The sequence below is a fragment of the Psychroserpens ponticola genome (genome assembly GCF_023556315.2).
Taxonomy (GTDB): Bacteria; Bacteroidota; Bacteroidia; order Flavobacteriales; family Flavobacteriaceae; genus Psychroserpens; species Psychroserpens ponticola.
Genome location: NZ_CP116221.1, coordinates 3,251,475 through 3,272,456 on the forward strand (window position 1 = coordinate 3,251,475; position 20,982 = coordinate 3,272,456).

General features: G+C 31.7%; 17 protein-coding genes. 2 read left to right on the top strand and 15 right to left on the bottom strand.

The annotated features are described in order from the left end of the window. Nucleotides 1-27 precede the first annotated feature (27 nt). The 8 genes from MUN68_RS14355 to MUN68_RS14390 form a co-directional block, all read right to left on the bottom strand. Entirely contained in the window at nucleotides 28-981 is a 954-nt protein-coding gene (locus tag MUN68_RS14355) for a carbon-nitrogen hydrolase family protein (protein WP_249993671.1), read from the bottom strand. Further along, a complete protein-coding gene (locus MUN68_RS14360; RefSeq protein ID WP_249993668.1) occupies nucleotides 981-1,883 on the bottom strand; it encodes a geranylgeranylglycerol-phosphate geranylgeranyltransferase in 903 nt (300 codons plus the stop codon). Before MUN68_RS14360 ends, MUN68_RS14355 begins: the two co-directional genes overlap by 1 nt. A 54-nt stretch (nucleotides 1,884-1,937) precedes the next feature. Beyond that, entirely contained in the window at nucleotides 1,938-2,867 is a 930-nt protein-coding gene (locus tag MUN68_RS14365; protein ID WP_249993666.1) for a mevalonate kinase family protein, read from the bottom strand. A 90-nt stretch (nucleotides 2,868-2,957) separates the two neighbouring features. Further along, nucleotides 2,958-4,049: a diphosphomevalonate/mevalonate 3,5-bisphosphate decarboxylase family protein gene (locus MUN68_RS14370; protein WP_249993664.1), complete on the bottom strand. Its 1,092-nt coding sequence runs from the start codon at nucleotides 4,047-4,049 to the stop codon at nucleotides 2,958-2,960. Nucleotides 4,050-4,052: 3 nt separating this feature from the next. Beyond that, a complete protein-coding gene (locus tag MUN68_RS14375) occupies nucleotides 4,053-4,589 on the bottom strand; it encodes a DUF1697 domain-containing protein (protein ID WP_249993662.1) in 537 nt (178 codons plus the stop codon). Then, entirely contained in the window at nucleotides 4,586-5,845 is a 1,260-nt protein-coding gene (locus tag MUN68_RS14380; RefSeq protein ID WP_249993660.1) for a BaiN/RdsA family NAD(P)/FAD-dependent oxidoreductase, read from the bottom strand. The genes MUN68_RS14375 and MUN68_RS14380 overlap by 4 nt, the downstream gene beginning before the upstream one ends. Continuing rightward, nucleotides 5,842-6,531: a glycerophosphodiester phosphodiesterase gene (locus MUN68_RS14385; protein WP_249993658.1), complete on the bottom strand. Its 690-nt coding sequence runs from the start codon at nucleotides 6,529-6,531 to the stop codon at nucleotides 5,842-5,844. Before MUN68_RS14385 ends, MUN68_RS14380 begins: the two co-directional genes overlap by 4 nt. Next, nucleotides 6,531-7,391, bottom strand: coding sequence for an acyl-CoA thioesterase (locus MUN68_RS14390; RefSeq protein WP_249993656.1), 861 nt, complete (start codon nucleotides 7,389-7,391; stop codon nucleotides 6,531-6,533). The genes MUN68_RS14385 and MUN68_RS14390 overlap by 1 nt, the downstream gene beginning before the upstream one ends. Before the next feature lie 123 nt (nucleotides 7,392-7,514). Between MUN68_RS14390 and MUN68_RS14395 the strand changes: the two genes are divergently transcribed. After that, nucleotides 7,515-8,321, top strand: a complete 807-nt coding sequence (locus MUN68_RS14395; protein WP_249993654.1) for a hypothetical protein — start codon at nucleotides 7,515-7,517, stop codon at nucleotides 8,319-8,321. Here the strand turns inward: MUN68_RS14395 and MUN68_RS14400 are convergent, their stop codons facing one another. The 6 genes from MUN68_RS14400 to msrB all read right to left on the bottom strand — a co-directional run bounded on the left by MUN68_RS14400 (nucleotide 8,322) and on the right by msrB (nucleotide 17,142). After that, entirely contained in the window at nucleotides 8,322-12,002 is a 3,681-nt protein-coding gene (locus tag MUN68_RS14400) for a metallophosphoesterase (RefSeq protein ID WP_249993652.1), read from the bottom strand. A gap of 68 nt (nucleotides 12,003-12,070) precedes the next feature. After that, nucleotides 12,071-13,288, bottom strand: coding sequence for a bifunctional alpha/beta hydrolase/OsmC family protein (locus tag MUN68_RS14405; protein WP_249993650.1), 1,218 nt, complete (start codon nucleotides 13,286-13,288; stop codon nucleotides 12,071-12,073). Nucleotides 13,289-13,350: 62 nt separating this feature from the next. Further along, a complete protein-coding gene (locus MUN68_RS14410) occupies nucleotides 13,351-14,313 on the bottom strand; it encodes an aldo/keto reductase (RefSeq protein WP_249993648.1) in 963 nt (320 codons plus the stop codon). A gap of 17 nt (nucleotides 14,314-14,330) precedes the next feature. Beyond that, nucleotides 14,331-15,893, bottom strand: a complete 1,563-nt coding sequence (locus MUN68_RS14415; protein WP_249993646.1) for a protein adenylyltransferase SelO — start codon at nucleotides 15,891-15,893, stop codon at nucleotides 14,331-14,333. 258 nt (nucleotides 15,894-16,151) lie between these two features. Beyond that, nucleotides 16,152-16,691: a peptide-methionine (S)-S-oxide reductase MsrA gene (gene msrA / locus MUN68_RS14420; RefSeq protein WP_249993642.1), complete on the bottom strand. Its 540-nt coding sequence runs from the start codon at nucleotides 16,689-16,691 to the stop codon at nucleotides 16,152-16,154. Next, the gene (gene msrB, locus MUN68_RS14425) at nucleotides 16,681-17,142 is read right to left on the bottom strand and encodes a peptide-methionine (R)-S-oxide reductase MsrB (RefSeq protein ID WP_249993640.1); all 462 of its coding nucleotides are present in this window, start codon (nucleotides 17,140-17,142) and stop codon (nucleotides 16,681-16,683) included. The genes msrA and msrB overlap by 11 nt, the downstream gene beginning before the upstream one ends. A gap of 187 nt (nucleotides 17,143-17,329) precedes the next feature. Here msrB and MUN68_RS14430 point away from each other — a divergent pair, with 187 nt between their 5' ends. Next, the gene (locus MUN68_RS14430; protein ID WP_249993639.1) at nucleotides 17,330-18,544 is read left to right on the top strand and encodes a Pycsar system effector family protein; all 1,215 of its coding nucleotides are present in this window, start codon (nucleotides 17,330-17,332) and stop codon (nucleotides 18,542-18,544) included. Nucleotides 18,545-18,550: 6 nt separating this feature from the next. Here the strand turns inward: MUN68_RS14430 and MUN68_RS14435 are convergent, their stop codons facing one another. Next, nucleotides 18,551-20,926 (bottom strand): GAF domain-containing protein, encoded by a 2,376-nt coding sequence (locus tag MUN68_RS14435; RefSeq protein WP_249993637.1) that lies wholly within the window; start codon nucleotides 20,924-20,926, stop codon nucleotides 18,551-18,553. Between the last annotated feature and the right edge of the window lie 56 nt (nucleotides 20,927-20,982).

Genomic DNA, 20,982 nt, shown 5'->3' on the forward strand with positions numbered 1-20,982 from the left:
TTTTGCGCAAAGGTAATATATTACTCTTTACGAATCGAAATATTCTGTTGTAGATTGACGTTCACGATTTACTGATAGTTTTGTAACGTCTGGTCGTGAATAATGACCAACAGGATCAAAGTTTTGTCGTTCCTGCAATACACGATTAAAATCTAAGTTTGCGTAAATCAAACCTTCTTTGTGCAAAACAGGTTCAATAATCCATTCACCATCTGGTCCTGCAACACAGCTTCCTCCATTTGCAAGTATTTCAGGCGATTTATCTAAAATGCTTTCAATATGTGGTGTAGTCTTCGGAAAGGTTTCTTTTGCCATTAAGCTAGAAACAGAAATTACATATGAACGTGATTCTCTAGCTATAAATCGTGTAATATCTTTAGTATTATGATCACTACCAGGCCAAACTGCAATATGTAAATTTTCACCTAAACCATACAATGCTGCACGAGGTAATGGCATCCAATTTTCCCAGCAGTTTAATCCACCAACAGTAAATTCTTTAAGCGAATGCACTCTTAGTCCGTTTCCATCTCCTGATGCCCAAGTTAAGCGTTCGTCATATGTTGGTTGAAGTTTTCTATGCACAGATTGAATAACACCTTCATTGTTAATATAAACTAAAGAGGCATAAACACTATGACCTCCACGATCTAATGGTCGTTCAATAATGCCTAAATAGATAGCAATTTCATGTTTTTTGGCTAACTCACAAACAGCATCTAAATCTCCTTTTTCAATAGTAATAGAATTCTTAACATAATGTGCATGAAGCTCTTTATTTATAGTTTTATTCCATTCAGCTCCTCCTGTCAAAGACAACCAAAATGGATAACCTGGAACTAAACCTTCACCAAACACGATAAGCTCAGCATTTTCTTTTGATGCTTCAATTATTGAATTTTCAACCTTTTGAAGCGTCTCAATTTTATTCAACCAAACTGGTGAAATTTGTGCAAGTGCCACTTTAAGAATATGCTTCATTAGATTTGGTTTAAAACAACATTTATATTAATAAGAACGATACAAAACACACCTGCTAAAATGATGAATTTCAAAATATTGTGTAGTATTAAATAGTGAGTTTTGGTATTTGATTTCCAAAGCAATAGTAAGAAAATAAGCAATAAAATTACAGAGAAGTAAAAAAACAAATACATATGTCCTACATCATACCGATTTAAAAGTAGATAAATTGGAACGCTTGTCAATAACACTAAAATAGTCAGCATTAATTTAGAAGTTTTTTCTCCATAAACTACTGGAATCGTTTTGTAACCTAATAAAAGATCACCTTTCATATTTTCTAAATCTTTTGTAAGTTCTCGCATTGAAATTATTAAAAACAAGAAAATAGCATGCACAAAAATAACAGTTTCAAAATTTTTGTAATACAAGAAAATAGCAAAGAATGGTGTAATGGTTAATATCGCAGACGTCAAGTTTCCAACAAATGGAAGTTTCTTAAGCTTATGTGAGTAAAACCAAATTCCAAAGATATATACCGAGAAAAACAAAACGGCATTAAACGACACATAACTTGCCATGACAACAGCAGTGAAATTCAGTACAAAATAAAAAGACAGTTTTGTGTTCTGACTCACTAATCGATCTAATTTAGATTTATTAGGACGATTTATTAAATCTTTTTCAGAATCATAAAAATTATTAATGATATAACCTGCTGCAATGGTTGCTGCTGAAGCTAACACCAACATCAATAAATTTAAATCAAGTAAAACCCTTTTTAAAGGTTTATCGTGCGCAAGAATGTACACAGATGCTAAGTATTGCGCAATAACTATGACAAGAATATTATAACCTCGAACCACAGAAAACATACTAAAAAACTTCAGTAGGATATGTTTTTGTTTTCTAGTCAGCATATTCTTATGATAAAATGAGGCTCTTCGACTGCGCTCAGAGTTACAAAGAGAAGATTAGAAGTTGTAAACCACTTCTAATTTGTAGTCTTTAAGTGATTTTTGAGCAACAGTAATATCTTCAGTGAATCCTAGGATATAACCTCCACCTCCTGAACCACATAATTTCAGGTAGTACTCATTGGTTTCAATTCCTTTTTTCCAAAGTTCATGAAACTGTTGTGGAATCATAGGTTTAAAATGATTCAACACTACTTTAGACAATTGCTTTGTGTTTTTGAAAAGCGACTTCACATCACCTTTTAAAAAATCATCAACACAAGCATCTGTATGTTTGATAAACTGATCCTTAAGCATGCTTCTAAATCCTTCCTGTTTCATATTTTCCATAAAAATATGAACCATAGGAGCTGTTTCTCCAGTGATGCCTGAATCTAATAAAAACACAGCACCTTTTCCTTCACTTTGTTGTGCAGGAATTCCAGTTGCTTCAATATTATCTTTAGAATTTATTAAAATAGGAATGCTTAAATAGCTATTTAATGGATCGAGACCTGAAGATTTTCCGTGGAAAAACGATTCCATTTCAGAAAAAATCACTTTTAGTTTTAATAACTTTTCTCTTGTTAAATTTTCTAAAACTGTGATTTTATCATGCGCATATTTATCATAAATTGCAGCGACTAAAGCACCACTACTTCCAACACCATAACCTTGAGGAATGGACGAATCGAAATACATTCCAGCCTTAACATCTTGAGCTAAAACCTCGATATCGAAAGTCACTAATTCTTCATTTATCTCTTTTAGATAAGACACAAATTTCTTTAAACTTTCATTAGAATTTATAGCCTCTTGAGACGGATTTTCATCTGTCTTCAAAGCGCCATTATAAAAGTTATAAGGAATAGATAACCCTTTAGAATCTTTGATGATTCCATATTCTCCGAAGAGTAAGATTTTTGAGTAAAAAAGAGGTCCTTTCATATATGTCTAGCCATTTGCTTTAACAAATATACGTATTATTCTGCTATTTGGTTTACAATCAACAGCTAAGTCGATTATAAATTTTTGATTTTATTCACCAATCTGTTGAGCACCAAAACCAATTTGATCGTTAATATAATGTCCGTTTTGACAATATTCAACTAATTGGTTTTTAACAAACTCAAGCACAGTTTCCTTTTCATTTTCAGGATATAGTACATGAACATTAGCTCCTGCATCTAAAGTAAAACACACTTTTGAATTCGTTTTGTTTCGATATGCCCAAATTTTATTGATAATTTCCAAGGTATTTGGTTTCATTAATATAAAATAAGGCATGCTTGTCATCATCATTGCGTGTAGTGTTAAGGCTTCACTTTCAACAATTTTCACAAAGGCATCTACATCTCCATTTTTGAAAATATTGATTAATTTAGACATGTTTTCATGTGCTTGCTCAAAACGTCGAATTGCAAATGGATGATTGTGCATTAAATCATGTCCAACTGTACTACTGACTTGCTTTTTTCCTTTATCGACCAATAAAATCGTGTCTTGATAATTTTTAAAATTTTGATGGACTCCATGAGGATATTTTACACCAAATAAGTCTGAACTTCCATCAATCTCTTTATGTGCTCCCCAAACAATTAAATCACCTTCAATGCTTCTGCAAGCACTTCCTGAGCCTAATCTGGCTAAAAATGATGCTTTTTGATTAAAGTATTTGTCTGTCTCCTCGAGCGCAGACGAGAGGTTTCTCTCAATACTCATCAAACACAATGCTAAAGCACTCATTCCCGAAGCCGAAGAAGCAATACCTGAACTGTGAGGAAATGTATTAGAGGTTTCTATTTTGAAATGATAATCTCTTAAAAATGGCAAATAGCATTCTATTCGTTTAAAAAATGTTTCAATTTTGGATTTAAAACTGTCTTTTTGTTCGCCATCTAAAAACACATCGAATGAAAACGAATCACTAGTCTCTTTTTTAGAAAAACTAAGTGTTGTTGTTGTTTTACAATGATCTAGCGTAAAACTTATCGATGGATTCTCAGGGATTTGATGCTCCTTTTTTCCCCAATATTTAACTAATGCGATATTGCTTGGTGATGACCAGTTTACACTTCCGTTTTCTAAAGTTTTAGAATAGGGTTTTGGAATAAAATCTTGTTCTGTCATGAATCAATTTTCAGACGACAAAGATAATAACTTTAGCATTGTTTTATAATTTCTAGATGTGGCTTTTACGTTCAATTTTTTTTCAAATGAATTCATATTGAATTTAGAATTCCCATAACCTATTGAAGAATGAAAGTAAAGACAATTTTTAATGATTACAAATTCTTCATTTTTGAAGCTTATATCATTTACCATACTAACTAATTCAGGTTTAGGAATGTCATGCAACAACACAAAATAACTGTTTTCTTTTTTTTCATCTGAAAATGGACAAACATCAAATATGACTTGTAATTCTTTTCTTGTTTTGGCAATTACAGGAACTTCAAAACCGAAATGGTCAATAATTGACTTTTGAACTCTAATTTCTATTTCTTTTATATCAGAAAATGAAGATTTGAAAATAATATTTCCACTCTGAATATAGGTTCTTACATTTTCAAAACCAGATTTGGCAAGTAATTCACGTAATTCAGCCATTGGGACTTTTTTATGTCCACCAACATTAATTCCTCTTAAAAGTACGATATATGTGTTCATGATTTTGAAATAGCTTTAGCAGCAATATAAGCTCCTGACCAAGCATTTTGAAAATTAAAACCTCCAGTTACAGCATCAATATTTAAAATCTCTCCTGCAAAATAAAGATTTTCATAAAGTTTACTTTCAAAAGTTTTAAAATTCACCTCTTTAAGATTGATGCCTCCAGCTGTTACAAATTCGTCTTTGAACGTACTTTTTCCTGTGACTTTGAATATGGCTTTTGTCAATTGTGCTGTAAACTGTTCTAATTGTGACTTATTCAAATCTGCCCATCGTGTTTCATTGGTCATTTCTGAAGCCACTACTAATTTTTGCCATAAGCGTTTTGGCAAATCAAATTGAGCAGATTTATATACTGTTTTCTTGGCTAGATCTTGTTTTAAAACTTTTAATTGTTCTATACAATCTTCAAAATCTTGTTTGATGAAATTAATTTCAATGTCAAATTTATAATCTCGTTTTGCTAGTTCTATAGCACCAAAAGCAGACAGTTTTAAAATGGATGGTGCACTCATTCCTACGTGAGTAATCAACAATGGGCCTTCGCTAAATAAATCAGAATCAACAACAGCAACGTCGACATCTAAAGCAACAACACCAGGAATATCTTTAATGCGTTCATCTTTAATATCAAAAGTAAATAATGACGGAACAGGCTGAGAAATCGTGTGATTTAGTTCCTCTAAAAGATTCCAAATCTTAGGATTACTTCCAGTCGCAATTAGCAGTTTTTCTGAAGAAAAATCGCCTTGATTGGTTTCTATATGAAACATTTTTCGTGTTTGAGATGTTTCGACTCCGCTCAGCATGACATCTGCAGTATTAATTTGATGAATAGATTTTACGGAATGATTATATAAAACGTCAACTTGATGTTTTTCAGCTTCGTTTAAAAAGCAATCTATAATGGTTTGAGATGAATTTGAAACAGGAAACATTCTGCCATCCTCTTCAATTTTTAAATCGACACCTCTTTTTTCAAACCACTCGATGGTATCACCTGTCATGAACTGATGAAATGGTCCTAACAATTCTTTTTCACCTCTTGGATAATTAAGCACCAATTCTGAAGGAATAAACTCAGCGTGAGTGACATTACATCGTCCACCACCAGAAATTTTGACTTTTTGAAGTCCTTCCTTTCCACGTTCTAGAATGGCAATTTTTAGATCTGAATTTTGCTCAGCAATATTAATCGCAGCAAAAAAACCTGCTGCTCCTCCTCCAACTATAATAACATCGTACACATTCATATTAAATCAGGATTATCAGAAATAATACCATCTACTCCATACGCTTTCATACGTTTAATAGTTGGTTGGTCATTAACTGTCCAAGTTAAGACTTTATAGCCTTTATTTTGAGCCAAACTTACATTATCTTTTGTAACTAATGCCACATTTGGATGTATTGAAAAAGCATTAATTGTTTTAGCAAATTCAATAGCATCTGAAACACTGGCTTTGGTTAACACACCTAAACGCAACTGATTATTATAATTGTAAACAGCTTCTAATTCTTGATGTTGAAAGCTTGAAATCAAAAAGTGATTTAAATCCCATTGTTTCGTTTTGATATACTCTGAAACTATTTTACAAGTTGTAAAAGCTGTATCTCTTCCTTTAAGTTCAATATTGAGCATACATTTTTTATCGATAATATTTAGAACATCTTCTAAAGTAGGAATCTCATATTGGTCGTTTACCTTAAGGTTTTTTAGTTGTTTTAAAGTATGTTTTGAAACTTCACCTGAGCCGTTTGTCATTCTATCTAAAGTAAAATCATGAAAGACAACCAATTCACCAGAAGCACATTTATGAACATCAATTTCTATAGCGTCAACTTTAAATTCTAAAGCTTTTTCGATGGAAGCTAATGTGTTTTCAGCAACATGATTTTTTGCTCCTCTATGACCTATTTTCAATGCTTTTTTTGACATTATTTCGGGCGCATTAAACCTTCTTGAGCCACAGAAGCTATTAGAACACCATCTCTTGTAAATAAATTCCCTTTTGCAAAACCTCTTGCATTTGACGTGTTTGGAGATTCGATAGAATAGAGCAACCAATCGTCATAATCAAAATCTCTAAAAAACCACATGGAATGATCTAAACTTGCTGTTTGCGTATTATTCCAATTTGCTTTACTAGCATGTCTATTCATTGCTGCTGTGAGAATATTATAATCTGAAATATAGGTTAAGATTTGTTGTTTATCACTTCTGCTTAAATTTGAAACATCGCCTTTAAGTTTTATCCAAACATCTGTAAATGGTGGTAAATCTTTTTCATCAAATGGATTTACTATTTGAGTTGGCTTGAATTCAATTGGGCGTTCAATTTCGAAAAACCCTTTTATTCTACTTGGAAGCACATCACGATACGTTTCAAGTAAATCTGTCCAACTCATTAGTTCATCAGGTGATTTAATGTTACTTTTCATTTCAATTTGATGCTCATAACCTTCTTCTTCTCTTTGAAATGAGGCTGATAAAATAAATATAATTTTCTTATGTTGCTGAGCAGTGACACGTCGTACTGAAAAACTTCCTCCATCTCTAACAACGCTTACATCATAAACAATTGGAATTTCCAAATGGCCAGGTTCTAAAAAATAGGAATGTAATGAATGTAATATCCGACCATTTGTAATGGTTCGAGTTGCAGCATTTATAGCCTGAGCTAGTACTTGACCTCCAAAAACATTCGGACTTCCAACCGATTTACTAAAACCCTGAAATTTATTGTCTTCAGTTTGTTTAAGTTGAATTAGTTGTAATAGATCTTGAGCTGAATTCATAATATACATTAGTTTTTTCAAAGCTAAAAAAATGCTTACTCTAATTGAATAATAAAGTAAATTTTATAATTAGTTTAAGATTAAAAATTTCTGATTCATCACAACTCTTTTATATTGCATAATATGAAAACATTTATCAAACTTATTTTGATTGGTCTCTTTTTTATTTCTTGCAGCACAGGTAAATTAAAGGTTTTGGCTGATATACCATCAAGTTTAAAAGAAACTTCTGCTATTGAAAAAACTAACGATTCTAATACGATATGGGTAATTCAGGACGCAGGAAACAACAATCATTTATATGGACTAAGTCTAAAAGGAGCTATTATAAAAGACATTTCAATTAAAAATGGTGAAAATAATGACTGGGAAGATTTGACGTCTGACTCAGAAGGCAATATGTATATAGGTGATTTCGGAAATAATAATGAAAACAGGACAAATTTCACTATTTATAAAATTTCAAATCCTGAAAACATAACATCTTCAGCAAATGCAAGCTTAATTAATTTTACACTTCCAAAAGGCATGAATTCTGTAGATTTTGAATCGTTTTTTTTACATAATGGTTTCTTTTATATTTTTAGTAAAGACAATAAAACATGTAAACTCATTAAAGTACCTAATAAGGAAGGTAATCATATAGCTAGTTACATTTCAAAAGTTAAACTAAAAGGCAAACACACCAAAGTTACTTCAGCAGACATTAGTAATGATGGTAAAATTGTAGTTTTACTAAATCATGATAAGCTCTGGAAATTAACAAATTATTCAAATGATGATTTTTTCAATGGAACTATCGAAGCTTTAAGATTTGAGCATGATTCTCAAAAAGAAGGTGTTAATTTCACAAATAACAACCAAGTACTTATTACTGATGAAAGAACTAAAAATGAAGGTGGAAACATATATCGATTTAATCTAAATTAATTAAAATCCGAAACCTATTTTAAAAGCTAAGCGTAGACCATCATTACTATTAAAAGCAGAAATATTTCCAGTTAGCATATTAGCTACATTAAGAAAAACACCACCTCCCATTGAGTTGTTCCATTTTTCAGAATTGTCATCTTTTAACCATACTCGTCCGTAGTCAAAACCTCCATAAACGCCAACATATAATGGAAACCAACCTGTTTTAACTTGCGATAAATTTAATCTTAAATCTGTACTTTGAACAAACGCATTTCTACCCGTAAAACGTTGATTACGATAGCCTCTTAAACCGTTACTAGCACCTAAATTAGCAGCTTGATAAAATTGAAATTCATTTCCTAAATTAAGATGTCCTTTAAAATTAGTAGCTAATACTAAATTACCACTAGGAATTAATTTATAATCAAAACCAAGTTCTGGGATGACATATGAAAATCCTTTTTCGGTAGATACATTATTTTTGTAACCCGCTTGTAAACTAAATTGGAAGCCTAAAGTAGGGAATGCTTCATTGTCTTTATTTTCAATACTATATTTAGCATCAACTCCCCAAAAATCTTGTTTATCGAACAAATCGTTTCCTTTTGGAAAAGTTTCAATAAACCTGTTTTTTGTACGTTGTACTTCGTTAGATTCATAACTTAATCCAACTTTAACTTCAGAACCAGAATACCCTCTCCATACCAAAGATGGCATTACTTTTAATGTTCTTATCTTAACTCGATTATAATCTAAATCAACATCTAAGCCATCATCTTCTTCAGCCTCTGGGTTAGCAGTTTCATTTCCATAACCAAAAAAATTAGTTGCGTAATTTGGGCTATTAAATTGTACGTCTATTGCTAAATTTACATTTTGAAAAAACACATTTGCAAACTCTCCATTATATCCAAAATCAAAACCACTAGTTGCAAAATAATAGGCTGCTTTTAAACTATGTCTTGATGTAAATGGATTACGTTCAAAATTATAGTTTGTTTGTGTAATTGCCGTTCCAATTTTAAATCCGTCATCGGGATTTGCACCAAGGCTAGGCAATATTTGAGTTGTTCCCGTTTTTAGTTTTTTATAGTTAAAAACATTCGTATGATAATTATCCGTTAACTTACGCGTTACTTTATTATTTTTAAAGGTATTAGGCTTCGATTTATAATCGTAATATTTTAATTTACTACCATTTTCAATATCATAGGTGTCATTATTTTGACCACCAAGCAGTAGTACTTTAATATAATTGTCTCCATTTCCATAGACATGAAAAACATCGTCATCATCTAGAGCATAAATCCATATTTCTTTAGTTTCTGATTTATTGTATGTACGATTAATAAAGACATCTGCCTTTTCACCATCTTTAATTCGGTATCCAGTAATTTTAGTTTGTCCGTTTGGCATGCGTTCAACATCAAACCAGTCGTCTTTATTGGTTCCTTTCACAACAGCTAATTCATTTGTAAGTTTAAAATAGCGGTCTGAAATTTTCTGAAGATTACCACGTCTAGCTCTTAACTTTCTTTTAATTTCATCAACCGTTTCATCACGAACTTCCTCTGGCATATTTAAAAATGCATTATCAATGACTTCATCAGTAATTCCATCTTGAATAATTTTCACTTGCGCATCCCAAACCTCCTTAGTAGCATGTTGAATAAGTTCCATATCTAAAGGGTAAGGCTCAACATTAACGCCTTTTACATCTTTAAGATCATCACTATATTCTCTTAACAAACGTGCCGTTGGAATTAATTTAATTGCAGTTCTAAGCAAAGCACCATCACCCATAATTGAAAACGCTTGATCTCGATCACGTGGCAAAGGTCTATATATTTTTTTACCATCTTCTTTAAACTCAATCCAACGCCATTGATCTTGATGTCTATCCCAATCACCAATTAGCATATCAAACAAACGTGCACGAATATAAGCCGCTTCATCAATAACAATATCTTCATCTTCGTGAATCGTCTTAATCATATCATCTGTACTCTCAATAGTATCTTGAAACCCAAAGCTTGCCAAGTTACTATGACCTTCTGATGTATGTTCTTCAATCATATATAATTCACCTCCAAAATCATCATTAAAATCGCCAAGTGCTTTCTGTTTTGGCACAAAATATAATACTGGATTAGTATGGTAAACACCAATTGCATCAGATAAGTCACCAATAACAAAAGGTGCATAAGGATGTGATCCTGTAAAAACATCCATTAATAATTCTTCGACTGCTGTGTCTTCAAATTGACCTTCTATATATTGATCTTTAAATATTGTGGCCTGTAGATATTGTACTGCTTGTTTTCGCAATGCACGCATCACATATTGTGCACCATTCTTATCTTCAAGTCGAAGAGATTTAGATTGATTTCCTCCACCTTTCCGAACAGGTTTTAAACCACCAAAAAGAGTGTCAAGATTTACCGTAGATGCATTTACTTTAGTGCTAAAATATTTACGATAACGATCTCCCCAAAAATACTTTTGTGTTTTAGAAGCATTGGTTTCTTCTTCTGAATACACTGAAGCCATAACAGAATCAGGATAACTATCATTGTAAGTTTCATGTTTGTTTACATCTGGTTGAAACACTTGACTTTCATAAACAATTTCATCATCTGTAACAGAATAAAATCGCACATATGAAGAACCATCTTTAAACACATCTAGTCTTGCAAATCCTGGAGATCCATAAGAAAACAAACCAGCTCCAACATTTCGTGTTCTCGTTATTTTAGAACCAGAGCCACTAACAATTTGTTTTAAATTATCTTTCTCTAAATATTGTAAATTATGTTCATGACCAGAAACGAAAACAACCTTTTTATTGGCCTGAGCTAAAGTAACCAAACGCTGTTTTAGTTCATTATAATGCTTGCTTTGCAAATCTACATCAAGTAATCCATTCGTTTTTCTGTATACATTAATTAAGCTTCCAACAACAGGAAGAGGAGTCATATGGCTTACAAAACCAAATTGCCCACCATGTGGACCGTTGGAAAACATAGGATGATGAATCGCAACAATTGTAGTTTTGCTTCTAGCCTTTTTAATAAGACTGCTAAACTCATTTAAAAATGCGTCTCTAGTTTTTATGTCGCAATCATCATTTATCGTTGGTTTATTGTTCCAATTTGTCAAATACCATTGGCTATCTACTAAAATAACATCTATATCTTCGGTTACATGGATCTTCTCAATAGGGCAACCATTTTCTGGTAAAAATGTATTTTTACCTAAGGCTTTTTCAACAAATTCTTCCTGACGCTTTAACCCTTTAATTCCAGAATACCAATCATGATTTCCTGGAATAAAAACAGTTTGTCCTAAAAATTCTTTAACAAGGTCTGTTTGCGCTTCTATACGTTTCTCTGCAACCTCTCTATATTTATGGTTCTTACCTGGAATTCCGATAGGATACACATTATCACCTAAAAAAATTGCTGTACTGTTTTTAGTTGCCTTTTTTAATTCGGTTTTAAAAGCTTTTAAAACTTCAGAAGATGCTCCTAGTTCATAATTCCCAGCGTCACCAATTAAGTAAAATGAATGTTCTATTTCTTTATCAGGAAAAACCGACTCTACATAATTATTTTGGTATTGTGGTTTTAAAGTTGCACAAGCGTTAAGAAGTAAAGTAAGAGAAAATAAGGCTATTACTTTTAGTTGGTTTTTCATTATTGTTGGTGTTGGTGTTGGTCGATTTAAAGATAAACAAAATCCTAATTTTTATAAAAACCAATTCATTACAAAATTGAAGTTTCAAAAATAACTTCGCTTGCAATTGTTTTATGAACTGGGCATCTTGAAGCAATTTCTTTTAATCTCTCTTTTTGAGTATTGTTTAAATCGCCTATAAATTTTAACTTTTTGCTTATATGATCTAAATACGTTGGTCTATCAATTTCAATTCCTAAATCATCACTATGCTTTCTTGAATGTGTAACATAAACAAATACTTCTTTTAAATCCCATTGTTTACGCTGTGCATATAATTTTAAAGTCATTGCTGTACAAGCTATTAATCCTGCGTTGAGATATTCATATGGCGAAGGCCCAAAATCGTCACCTCCAAAAGAACTTGGTTCATCTGCTAACATTGAATGGTTTTTAGTTTGAATTGATGTTGTAAAGTTATCTTCGATTAGATTTAAGTGGCCAACTAATTGTTCTCCATTGGTCTCTAGCATTATGTTTTCCTTTGCTTTAAAATAACGTTCCACCCAAGTTGCAATGATATTACCTACATATTTGCTATCCTCTGACTTTGATAATAAATGATCTGCATTATCTAATGACACAAAACTCTTTGGGTGATGTGCATTATGATACAATTGCTCTGCATTTTTAATTCCAACAATGGTATCAATTGGGGAATGTAAAATGAGTAATGGTTTTCTTAAGGTTTTTACGATGTCTAGTAAGTCTGTTTTATCGAAGTCTGAAACAAATTCTTCATCAATTTTAAAAGGTCGTCCGCCAATATTCACCTCAACTTTACCTTTATTTTTTATCTGATCAATCCCATGAGAAAACAAATGTTTTACATGATCGACAGCTGCTGGAGCTCCAACAGTTGCAACAGCTTTGATGTTGTCTAACTTAGAAGCTGCAACTAAAACAGCTGCTCCACCTAATGAATGACCAACTAGTAATGATGGTGCTTTATAATTCTCTTTTAAAAAATCATTTACAGCAATGAGGTCATCAACATTTGCTGAAAAATGACTATCAGCAAACTCCCCTTCGCTTCTTCCTAAACCTGTAAAATCAAAACGCAATACACCAAAACCATGATTTGTAAGAGATCTACTAATATTCTTTACTGCACTTAATGTACTACTACAGGTGAAGCAATGAGCGAAAATGACAAAATAGTTTGGTTTTTGATTGGCAGGTAATTCTAAATACGCCTGAAGCTTGATTCCTTTTTTATTTACTATTTGTAGTTTTTCGTTTTTCATAATTAGTGGTTTATCTTGATCTAAAACGACCTTAAAATTCTAGAGAAATAAATTTTGATTTATTAATTCCAATTTAATTGTTTTCGTTCATTCCAGTAGTTTGTCGGTTTTATTTTGAAATCCTTAAGTTCTTCAATGTCTGTATTTGATAATTTAAATGACTCTATTTTTAAGTTTGCTTTTAAATGTTCAATAGTTGAAGCTCCACTTAACACCAAACTATTATTAATGGTCTGCTCACAAAACTTTAAAGCTATGGCATCAATTCCTACTCGATATTTATAAGATAATTCTTCTAATACCTTATATAAATCAGCATAATGTGAGAAATTGTGATTTTTAAGAAGTCGACCATTAGCCAAAGCTTCTTTGAGAATTATTGTTTTATTTTGAGAATTTAAATCCGTTTTTATGGTGTTTAAACTTTGATCTAAAATATTGTAGGTCACCTGAAAGGCATCAAATAACTGTTTATCATCAATAGTAACATCTAATGCTTTTTTGATGACTTCTGTTTGGTTTAGTCCAGTAGTTGTGATACCTATTTGAATATTGAATTCATTTTTTAAATATGCTAATCGATTTAATACGGCTTCATTTTTTAATACACCTGTTTCTAATGTTGCAGAATGAATCTGATACACTTTTAAATTTGGAAGGAAGTCTTTTGAGATACTCCATTGTTCATTTAGTTTAGTTACACTATGTTCTTTAATTTCATGAACTAACGCGTCTGGATTAAAATTTGCCACATAAGTGTAGCCCCATTTTGTAGCAATTTGAATCGTACTATCATCTTTAGTTTTTAGCCAATCGAAAAGTAACTGTTCAGCTAATCCATAGCCAGGAGCTGTATCAAAATAGCGCACACCAAGTTGGTAAGCCTTTTCTAAAACCTCTAACCCTTGAGCTTTAAAAGAAGCTAAATCGATATTTTTATTAGATTCTTGACGAACATTTATATACTGAGGTCTTCCTAAAGCTGCAGTACCTAAACCATATTTTTGATTCTGAATGGATTCCATAAAATAGTCATACGTTTTTAAGAACTACAAGATAACATTGAACAACCTACTTTATGCCTAGCCCAATCTGGACGTTTAGCAAACCACTTTTCATGATTTGGTTGTTCTTCATAAGGTTGTTTTAGTAGTTGAAATAATTCATCAATTAATTTGTAATCTCCTTTATTTGCATCATCGATGGCTAATTGTGACATATAATTACGAAGTACATATTTTGGATTTACAGCATTCATTTTTAATTGCCGTTCAGTATCAGATAATGCTTCTTTTTCTAATCTGAAATCATAGCGTTCAAACCAATCTTTCCAATGTTGTGCAATCTTATCTGAAACTTCATTTGGCACATAAAAAGCGTCTTTTACAATCTCTAAACCTTTTTTACCATCTCTTTTTTTTAAGTTGCTTAAATTTCTGAAAAAGATAGTCATATCAGTTTCAGTTAGAAGTAAAGCATCTTCTAACGCTTCAATTAGCGTCTTATCCTTATCGTCACTAGCTTCTAATCCTAATTTTGATTTCATCATTTGTAAGGACTTTGCTTCAAAATCCGTTTTATACAATTCTAAAATAGTTTCTATAGGTTCTGTTTCTTCAATTAGAGGATACAGCGCATTGGCGAGTTGGTATAAATTCCATAGTCCGATATTCGGTTGATTTCCATATCTGTATCTTTTATGTTGATTATCGGTTGTGTTTGGCGTCCATCCAAAATCGAAACCTTCTAGCCAACCGTAAGGACCATAATCGATTGTTAAGCCTAGAATTGACATATTATCTGTATTCATCACACCATGAACAAAACCAACACGTTGCCAATGAATAATCATTTGCAAGGTACGTTCGGAAACTTCAGCAAAAAATTGAATGTATGCCTCTTTTGAAGGTGCTCCTAAATGCGAAAAATGATGTTTAATAGTAAAATCAACTAATGTTTTTAATGTTTTATGATCTTGTCTAGCTGCAAAAATCTCATAACTCCCAAACCGTAAAAACGAAGGTGAAACACGAGACACAATTGCTCCTTTTTCATGAGCAGGATTACCATCGTAAAGCATATCTCTTAAAACCTCATCACCAGTTAATGCTAAAGACAAAGCTCTAGTTGTTGGTACTCCAAGATGAAACATGGCCTCACTGCACAGGTATTCTCTAATAGAAGAACGCAAAACTGCCAAACCATCTGCAGTTCTTGAATAAGGCGTTTCTCCTGAGCCTTTAAGCTGAACTGCCCATTGCTTATTGTTGTGTTCAACTTCAAACAAATTAATAGCTCTACCATCTCCTAATTGTCCTGCCCAATGTCCAAACTGATGACCACCATAACACATAGCGTAAGGTTTTGTGTTTGGTAAAACTTCATTGCCAGTGACTATTTTAGTAAACAATTCATTTGACAAATCGTTTTCTGAAACACCCAAAACTGAGGCCATTTCCTTTGAAACATGAATCACTTCTGGAGCTTTGGTTTGTTTTGGATTTGTATAAGAAAAGCAGGCGTCTTTAACTTGTCGTCTAGAATTCTCTAAAATAGAATCTGCTGGTAATTCTTTTGTGAATGTATGTTTTAAATTTAGGTTCATAGGTATTTATCGAGCCATTTTAAGAGTTCTTTTTCTGATGGATTTCTTAATCGTTTTGTAGTTATAGTTATGGTAGGAAAATTGAGCTTCTTATTGCTGTATAAGTTACATAATTCTTCAGCAAAATCTAAGTTTTTTTCTACATCAAGAAACCTATAATCAAGATTTCGATGCTCAAAAAACGTTTTATAATACTGAGTTTTATGGCACCTTTCGGTGCCATAAAGTTTAATTATGTTTTTCATTTAGGAACATAAATTAATTGAGTTTATCAGCATGAAACTGCCTCAGCTTTGTTAATTTAGGAGTAATCACAAAACTACAATACCCATTACCTTGATTGTTTTTATAATACTCTTGATGTTCTTTTGTAGCTTCATAAAACTCATCTAAAGGTGAAATCTCAGTGACAATGGGGTTTTCAAAATAAGGTTGAAGTTCTTTAATAACAACTTCAGAAATCTCCTTTTGAGTTTCATCATGATAAAAAATCACTGAACGATATTGCGTACCACGATCTGCACCTTGACGATTCAAAGTTGTAGGATCATGCGTGGTCATAAAAATGATAACAATATCTTCAAATGAAATGATATTAGCATCAAAGGTGATTTGAATAACTTCAGCATGACCTGTTAATCCAGAACAAATCTCACGATATGTTGGATGACCAGGAACAGTTCCGCCAGAATAGCCAGAAACCACTTCTTCAACACCTTTTACTTCTTGAAATACTGCTTCTGTACACCAAAAACATCCACCTCCTAAAGTTGCGGTTTGTAATTTTTTAGTTGTCATTAGTCATCTCCTTTTCGAGCTGCATAGATTCAGAATTAATACAATAACGCAATCCACTAGGTTCTGGACCATCAGGAAAAATATGTCCTAAATGTGCGTCACAAGTATTACACATCACTTCTACTCTAACCATTCCGAATGAAGCATCTCTTTCATACTTAATGGCATTTTCTTTAATTGGTTGTGTAAAACTCGGCCAACCAGATCCAGAACTAAACTTAATCGTAGAATCGAACAAAGGTGTGTTGCAACAAATACAGTTGTATTGTCCTTCATCATAAATACTACACAAGTCTCCACTATGAGCACGCTCAGTTCCTTTTTGTCTAGTAATTCTAAATTGCTCTGGAGTTAATTGAGCTTGCCATATGGCTTCTGATTTTTCTACTCGTTTGTCTGGAGTAGGATTTCCTTTTACGGAAAAGCTAATAACGTCTTTCCAAGTAAGCATAAAATGGGTCCTTTCTTTTATTAGTTAATACTATATGCTTTCAACTAAATAATAGTCGAAAAAAAGTTTAATTTCTTACAATCAAATCTGTTCCAACTCATATGAAAGCATTTTATAAATTTACGACAAATAAAAGCGTGTATTTTACATTAACTAAAGTTTAGTATTTTTACTAAAAATCATTTCTATGAGTCCTCTTATTATTAAAACAGAGCAATTTGTCACTAAGTATTTAAATGATAATTTAGATTCAACATATGTGTATCATAATATTGCTCATACCCAAAGAGTTGTCGCTAAAGCACATGAACTTGCAGAAGAGTTAAAATTAAGTGATACTGAAAAGGAGCAATTGTTATTGGCTGCATGGTTTCATGATACTGGATTCACAAAAACCATTGATGGTCATGAAAAAGAAAGTGTGAAAATTGCTTCAGATTTTTTAAAAGATGAAAACGTTTCAGAAGAAACTATTAAAAGTGTTTCAGAAATTATAATGGCAACCCAAATGAACTATGAGCCAAAAAACAATTTGGAAGGACTTATTAAAGATGCCGATTGCGCTCATGTGTCTAGTAAAAATTATGAAGACTATGCCTCACTTTTACGAAAAGAGTGGGAATTAACATTAGGCAAAAAAGTGACTAAATCTGAATGGTTACAAGAAAACATTAAGTTTATTACCAATCATACATTTCATTCTGCGCTAGCATCAGCAAAATGGGAAAAACGAAAAGGAAAAAACTTAGCAAATCTTTTAAAAGGTCAAAATAAAATTAAAGAAAGTACAAACAAGTTAAAGCAAAAAAAAGCAGAATTACAGTTTAAAAAAGAAAAATTAGAATTACCAGAACGCGGTATTGAAACCATGTTTAGAGTTGCGCTTCGGAATCATATTACTTTGAGTGATATTGCAGATACAAAAGCTAATATTTTATTATCTGTGAATGCAATTATCATCTCTTTAGTACTTTCAAATCTGGTATCAAAATTAGACAATCCTTCAAATCACTATCTAATTTGGCCGACTGTTATTTTTGCATTATTTACTGTTGCATCCATAGTTTTATCTGTACTCGCAACACGACCAAATGTAACTCAAGGAAAATTTACAAAAGACGATGTTGCTAATAAAAAAGTAAACCTTTTATTCTTTGGGAATTTTCATAAAATGAAGCTAGATGAATTTGAATGGGCAATGCATGAAATGATGCAGGATAGAGACTACCTTTATAGCTCGCTTACTAAAGATTTGTACTTTTTAGGTTTGGTTTTAAATAGAAAATATAATTTACTTCGTTTAACCTATACCGTATTTATGATAGGAATTGTTATCAGTGTTATTTGTTTTGGAGTTGCTTTTCATTTAGCTGAAACTGGATCAACAAGTCCTTTAATTTAGAAATTCTTAAACTTTAATCTCTTTCATTAAATCATCATAAGTATAAAAGTCTTTATCATTATTTTCTTTATGATATAGAACACTTACTCTAATTGCTTTTAAGCCTGTCACTGCTTGTAAATCTTGTAGTTCTACAATTTCCATATCATCATCTAAATACTTCTTAGATTGTAAGAATTTGATATATCGTAAGTATTCAATTTCATCTTGTTTTTGAGAATATACAATACTAATTTTTCCTTTTTGAGTAACTCTTTCTGTAGTTCCTTTAATGTAAGCTTTATCTACTCGCTTTTTAACAATTTCATATCGAGCATTATAAGTTCCATCAACATCAAATTGTTTTTCATCCATTCTAAAACTAATAGATAATGGTTGATTAAATACCAAAATCATTGAAGCTACATCTAGTGAAACCGGAAAGCTCTTTTGCATTAAATAAAATGCATTTTCCATTTCAACCATGACTTGTAATTGCCACAATCTTAAGTTGTACAAGTAAATAGGATTAAAGCTATCTTCTTTAGTAATAGATTCACCTATATACATGTTATGCTCGACTCCATCAGTTTTAAAACGTTCAAAATAATGTGGATACATCTCTTGAGCATCAACTTGTTTTTTATCTAAAAGCGCAGCCATTTCTTTATTGATTAAAGCAATAGTATCATCGTAGTTTTTTCTATGAAGATATAAACCTTCAACTTTATTATCTATACTATTAAAATAATTTTGAACTTTATCTTTTAAAGCACCTATAACTCTTAAATGGTTCAAAACTGGATCAATATCATGCTTAATAAAAGCTGATATTTGTTGCTCACTATCCACTTGAAAATTGGATTCTAAACCTTCTAAATATGTACTAATTTGATACAAGAATTGCTCATAAATTGGCAAGTTTTCAATTTGTAATGCGTTAGTTACAATAGATTTTATAGCGGTTAACTGAATTGATAAATCTTTTCTTGTCGCTGAGTTTCTTGCTTCTGAAGAGCCTTTAATATCTATTTGACCAAATAATGGATAAATATTTTCGAAGGCTATTTTATTAAAATTAGGTTCGTTGCCTTTAAGTTGTTCCTTGATAAAATTTTTAGCTTCTTTTTTAAAACGCCAATGCACACTTGGATGTATCGATGTACATTCGGTTTGAATGATGGCTTCAATTAAGTTTTCCTCTTCATTTTTAGAGCGTTCAACAGCTGTGACAATAAACGACATCACATCATTCAACTTATTAGCATTAATGCTATTAAGAACTTTAGGTTCTTCTGAAACAATTTCAAGAATTCCCAATAATTCTTTTTCATTAGCTATAGGCGCAAAAATTGCACTTTTTATATGTTGTTCTTTCAGTGTTTTATATTGAGGAGCTTTTCCTTTTGATAACTCATAATATTTGTCAACATCTGAGACTGAATAAAACTTCTTATCTTTAAGCAAGGTTCGATAAGACATACTACATAAAGTACCCGAACACGAATTAGATTCTAAATCATTAAGCAAAAAGCTATTCATTTCAGCTCCATATACACGTTCGAATCGATCTTCTTCTTCATTATAAATTGAGAATCCAACTTTAATATTTTTTAAGCCTAAAAGCGATTGAAATATTTTATGAAAATCATTCATAAAACCTTCATTTTGTCTCTTTTCTTCACCAATTAAAGCTGTTTTAATATTTGAAATCGATTGATCATCTGTAACATTAAAAACATTAGAAATTACAAACCCTTTAAATGTGTAGCTATCTTTAGGGAATTTTTCTTTCCATAACTCAATATTGTCAAAATTATCTAACAGTTCATCGACATCGTTTTGAGTGATTTTTGGAGCATTTTTAGTAGGAATAATTTCAGTAAAATCTGCATTATACAATATTTTATAATATTGCATGATCCCTTTAGCATTTGGAATTTCGTAATAAAAAGGACGTTTAAAATTTATATCAAATCCATAACAAAATGCCAAAACAATAGTACAGGCAATAATGTACTTATCGTCTTCAGGCATGTTTTTTATCTTTAATTGAAAATCGTCACCTGCCTCTTTTATGATGTTCTTAAATCGTTCAGAAGAATTAAAAATAAGATTATGAATAGGTACAGATGCGGTCTTAATTTCATTCTTAGTTAAGACTGGGCTAAAAGAATCTTGAAGAATAATACCAATTTCCTTTTCTCGCTCTTTCAAAATAGAAACATCACTAAATCCATCACGCAAAATTGGAAAAGCATCCGCAGTTTTTAAAACACGCCTTGCTTTAGCAACAATAAATTCATCATCACTTTCGGCTAAAGCCTCGTAATGCTTCAAAAGTTTATTAAAACTAACTAAAAGTTTAAAAGGCGATTCTAAATTATCGTTGAGATCTTTCATAATGACATTTTGAAACACACAAAGTTACAAATTAATAGCTTAGTCGCTATAAATAA

Bases quoted from the DNA above. Each gene is read 5' to 3' on its own strand.
- MUN68_RS14355 (WP_249993671.1), bottom strand. From the start codon at position 981: ATGAAGCATATTCTTAAAGTGGCACTTGCACAAATTTCACCAGTTTGG.
- MUN68_RS14360 (WP_249993668.1), bottom strand. From the start codon at position 1,883: ATGCTGACTAGAAAACAAAAACATATCCTACTGAAGTTTTTTAGTATG.
- MUN68_RS14365 (WP_249993666.1), bottom strand. From the start codon at position 2,867: ATGAAAGGACCTCTTTTTTACTCAAAAATCTTACTCTTCGGAGAATAT.
- MUN68_RS14370 (WP_249993664.1), bottom strand. From the start codon at position 4,049: ATGACAGAACAAGATTTTATTCCAAAACCCTATTCTAAAACTTTAGAA.
- MUN68_RS14375 (WP_249993662.1), bottom strand. From the start codon at position 4,589: ATGAACACATATATCGTACTTTTAAGAGGAATTAATGTTGGTGGACAT.
- MUN68_RS14380 (WP_249993660.1), bottom strand. From the start codon at position 5,845: ATGAATGTGTACGATGTTATTATAGTTGGAGGAGGAGCAGCAGGTTTT.
- MUN68_RS14385 (WP_249993658.1), bottom strand. From the start codon at position 6,531: ATGTCAAAAAAAGCATTGAAAATAGGTCATAGAGGAGCAAAAAATCAT.
- MUN68_RS14390 (WP_249993656.1), bottom strand. From the start codon at position 7,391: ATGAATTCAGCTCAAGATCTATTACAACTAATTCAACTTAAACAAACT.
- MUN68_RS14395 (WP_249993654.1), top strand. From the start codon at position 7,515: ATGAAAACATTTATCAAACTTATTTTGATTGGTCTCTTTTTTATTTCT.
- MUN68_RS14400 (WP_249993652.1), bottom strand. From the start codon at position 12,002: ATGAAAAACCAACTAAAAGTAATAGCCTTATTTTCTCTTACTTTACTT.
- MUN68_RS14405 (WP_249993650.1), bottom strand. From the start codon at position 13,288: ATGAAAAACGAAAAACTACAAATAGTAAATAAAAAAGGAATCAAGCTT.
- MUN68_RS14410 (WP_249993648.1), bottom strand. From the start codon at position 14,313: ATGGAATCCATTCAGAATCAAAAATATGGTTTAGGTACTGCAGCTTTA.
- MUN68_RS14415 (WP_249993646.1), bottom strand. From the start codon at position 15,893: ATGAACCTAAATTTAAAACATACATTCACAAAAGAATTACCAGCAGAT.
- msrA (WP_249993642.1), bottom strand. From the start codon at position 16,691: ATGACAACTAAAAAATTACAAACCGCAACTTTAGGAGGTGGATGTTTT.
- msrB (WP_249993640.1), bottom strand. From the start codon at position 17,142: ATGCTTACTTGGAAAGACGTTATTAGCTTTTCCGTAAAAGGAAATCCT.
- MUN68_RS14430 (WP_249993639.1), top strand. From the start codon at position 17,330: ATGAGTCCTCTTATTATTAAAACAGAGCAATTTGTCACTAAGTATTTA.
- MUN68_RS14435 (WP_249993637.1), bottom strand. From the start codon at position 20,926: ATGAAAGATCTCAACGATAATTTAGAATCGCCTTTTAAACTTTTAGTT.